This window comes from Mesorhizobium sp. M7A.F.Ca.AU.001.01.1.1 (assembly GCF_004022735.1).
Lineage (GTDB): Bacteria > Pseudomonadota > Alphaproteobacteria > Rhizobiales > Rhizobiaceae > Mesorhizobium > Mesorhizobium ciceri.
This window is the reverse complement of sequence record NZ_RZPF01000760.1, coordinates 1-2,951: the sequence shown is the minus strand read 5'-3', so window position 1 is coordinate 2,951 and position 2,951 is coordinate 1. Positions and strand designations below refer to the sequence as shown.

The 2,951-nt window shown below is 61.3% G+C and carries 3 protein-coding genes and 2 pseudogenes; 4 read left to right on the top strand and 1 reads right to left on the bottom strand.

What is annotated here, in order from left to right; genetic code table 11:
• The 3 genes and pseudogenes from EN884_RS31305 to EN884_RS31295 form a co-directional block, all read left to right on the top strand.
• Nucleotides 1-780: pseudogene (locus EN884_RS31305) on the top strand (isocitrate lyase); the annotation flags it as partial.
• Nucleotides 781-838: 58 nt separating this feature from the next.
• Nucleotides 839-1,081, top strand: coding sequence for a hypothetical protein (locus tag EN884_RS31300; protein ID WP_006202762.1), 243 nt, complete (start codon nucleotides 839-841; stop codon nucleotides 1,079-1,081).
• Nucleotides 1,082-1,359: 278 nt separating this feature from the next.
• On the top strand, nucleotides 1,360-1,764 hold the full coding sequence (locus tag EN884_RS31295) for a response regulator (protein WP_224621462.1): 405 nt from the start codon (nucleotides 1,360-1,362) through the stop codon (nucleotides 1,762-1,764).
• Between the two features lie 83 nt (nucleotides 1,765-1,847).
• Here EN884_RS31295 and EN884_RS31290 read toward each other — a convergent pair whose 3' ends face one another.
• Nucleotides 1,848-2,561 carry an HAD family hydrolase gene (locus EN884_RS31290; protein WP_063170071.1) on the bottom strand — a complete coding sequence of 238 codons (714 nt, stop codon included), beginning with the start codon at nucleotides 2,559-2,561 and terminating at the stop codon, nucleotides 1,848-1,850.
• Between the two features lie 145 nt (nucleotides 2,562-2,706).
• Between EN884_RS31290 and EN884_RS31285 the strand changes: the two are divergent.
• Nucleotides 2,707-2,951: pseudogene (locus EN884_RS31285) on the top strand (glutamine synthetase); the annotation flags it as partial.

Here is a 2,951-nt window from a genome sequence, read left to right as displayed (position 1 = left end):
GCCGGCGTCCACTATGAGGACCAGTTGGCGTCGGAAAAGAAATGCGGCCATCTCGGCGGCAAGGTGCTGATCCCGACTGCGGCGCACATCCGCAACCTCAACGCCGCGCGCCTGGCGGCGGACGTGATGGGCACGCCGACCCTGGTCGTCGCGCGCACCGATGCGGAAGCCGCCAAGCTGCTCACCTCCGACATCGACGAGCGCGACCAGCCTTTCGTCGACCACGACGCCGGGCGCACGGTTGAGGGTTTCTATCATGTCAGGAACGGCATCGAGCCCTGCATTGCCCGCGCCATCGCCTATGCGCCGTACGCGGATCTGATCTGGTGCGAGACCTCGAAACCCGACCTGGCGCAGGCCAGGAAATTCGCCGAGGGCGTGCGCAAGCACCATCCCGACAAGCTGCTCGCCTACAATTGCTCGCCGTCGTTCAACTGGAAGAAGAACCTCGACGACGCGACGATTGCCAAGTTCCAGAAGGAGCTCGGCGCCATGGGCTACAAGTTCCAGTTCATCACGCTCGCCGGCTTCCACCAGCTCAACTACGGCATGTTCGAACTGGCGCGCGGCTACAAGGCGCGGCAGATGGCGGCCTATTCCGAGTTGCAGGAAGCGGAGTTCGCGGCCGAGGCCGATGGCTACACCGCGACCAAGCATCAGCGCGAGGTCGGCACCGGCTATTTCGACGCCGTGTCGATGGCGATCACCGGCGGCCAGTCGTCGACCACCGCCATGCATGAATCGACGGAGCACGCGCAGTTCAAACCGGCCGCCGAATAGCGAACAGAAAAACTCAGAGGAAACGCCCGACAGGGCTTGGGACACAAGGAGAAAACCAATGGCATCGATAAGCCGCGTCAAGGAACGCGCCGAGGAACAGTCGACAACGATGAGCGTCGACCAGCAGGCGACGATCCGCATGCTGGCCAACGACCTGCACCGCCTCAACCAGTCGGTTATGAAGGCGGTCGAGGCGGGCGTCTCGGTGGAACTCGTGCGCTCGGCACGACATCACGGCGGCGACGGCAACTGGGGCGATCTGCTGATCCCGGTGATCGTCACGCAGCAGAGCCACGGCTGACTGAAATTCATGCAACCGACCCTTCACCTGCGCAGCCCCTGCGCAGGTGAATTTTCTTTTTATGAAATGCACGTGTGGACAGTCGAGTACAGTAGCGTTGCTTGAAATTCACTGTCCCGGCGATGATTTCGGGCACTTTTATTTCAACTTGACATAGGCTGCGATCTCACGCCAATTGCGCTCCGGATTCAACTCTGCATTGAAATAGGGGCGAGCTTCTTGGCTGACTTGTGTGCCCGGTGAATCGCGAAGGCGAGACTCCAAGACATCCGAATCTGGTGACCCGCGGCTCAACCACCGAGGCGATCCGTGATCCGTCGCAGGTGCTTGTCGTCGGCAGGTCGCCAATCAATCGCGTGGTGATTTCAAAGATCGTCGAGCGATCCGGGCTCAAGCCGATTTCGGAATCTCCCGACACGGCGGCAAGGATCTTGCGGTCGCTCATTCCCGGCGCGGTTGTCCTTGACGGCGGCGCCGACAACAAGGACTGCGACAATCTGATGTCCAGCATCGACGCGTTGCGCCGCGCCTCGGGCAAATCGCTGCCACCGGTAATCCTGCTGTCAACCAAGAATGGCACCACGGAAAGCCTGGGCCTGTCTGGTGTCATCGACGTGGTGATCGCCAAGCCGATCACGCCCGAACGGTTGCAACCGGTGATCGATCGCCTGATCGGCCGCTGAGGCAATTGCGGGAAAGTGTATAGCGGTTTTTCCGTCCGGAATCGAAACCAGGTAAGGCCGGGCGACCACGGATCGCCCGGCGATCAGGGATCGATGATGCTTTCGATCAGTCCGGGCAGTTGTCCGAGATCGGATATCTGGCGGAACCTCGATTCGGTTACCGGCGCTTCGACATGCTCCAGCACCCAGGTCAGTTCATGCGGCACATGAACACCCCAGCCGCCGGCCTCGATGGCCGGCACCACATCCGACTTCAGCGAGTTGCCGACCATCATGCTTTTCGCCGGACCATCGCCGTGGCGGTTGAAGAGCCTGCTATAGGTGGCAGCATTCTTGTCGCTGACGATCTCGACCGCGTCGAACAGATCGCCAAGGCCTGAGCCAGCCAGCTTGCGCTCCTGGTCGAAGAGGTCGCCCTTGGTGATCAGCACGAGGCGGAATGCGCCGGCAAGCTTTTCGACCGTCTCGCGGGCGTGCGGCAAGGCCTCGATCGGATGGCTCAGCATCTCGCGGCCGGCATCGAGAATCTCCGCTATGACCGAGCCCGGCACGCGGCCTTGCGTGACCTCGATCGCCGTCTCGATCATCGACAGGGTAAATCCCTTGATGCCGAAGCCATAGACAGCGAGGTTGCGCCTTTCGGCCTCCAGCAATCGTGCCGAGATGTGCTCCGCTTCGCCATGGTCGACGAGCATGGCGGCAAAGCGCTTTTCCGTCAGCCGGAAGAACTGCTCGTTCTGCCACAACGTGTCGTCGGCGTCGAAGCCGATCGTCGTCAGTTTGTCATTGCGCCGCATTGAACGCCTCGATTGGAATTGGGACGGCCGAAACTAAGCCGATTGGCGTGATTTTCAACCGCACCGGGCAATGCCCGACGCGGCTCCCCTTCCCTTCCATAGGAGGGCACGGCTATACTCCACAATCCGCAACCCAATCTGGTGAATGATGCCGCCTGCAAAAAAGGAAGTCCGTCCGTCGAGCCGCGGAGGACGCGCCCGCACGCCTGCCTTCGTGAAAAACCAACGAGGCGTCAAGAACTGGAAGGAAGTCAGCGCCTGGCTGGAATGGCGCGGCATCGAGGACATCGAGTGCATCACGCCCGATCAGGCAGGCGTCGCGCGTGGCAAGATGATGCCATCGAAGACATTCACCTCCAACACCTCGCTGGCGCTGCCGTCGGCAGTCTT

Coding starts and splice junctions, on each gene's coding strand:
- EN884_RS31300 (WP_006202762.1), top strand. CDS start 839: ATGGCATCGATAAGCCGCGTCAAGGAACGCGCCGAGGAACAGTCGACA.
- EN884_RS31290 (WP_063170071.1), bottom strand. CDS start 2,561: ATGCGGCGCAATGACAAACTGACGACGATCGGCTTCGACGCCGACGAC.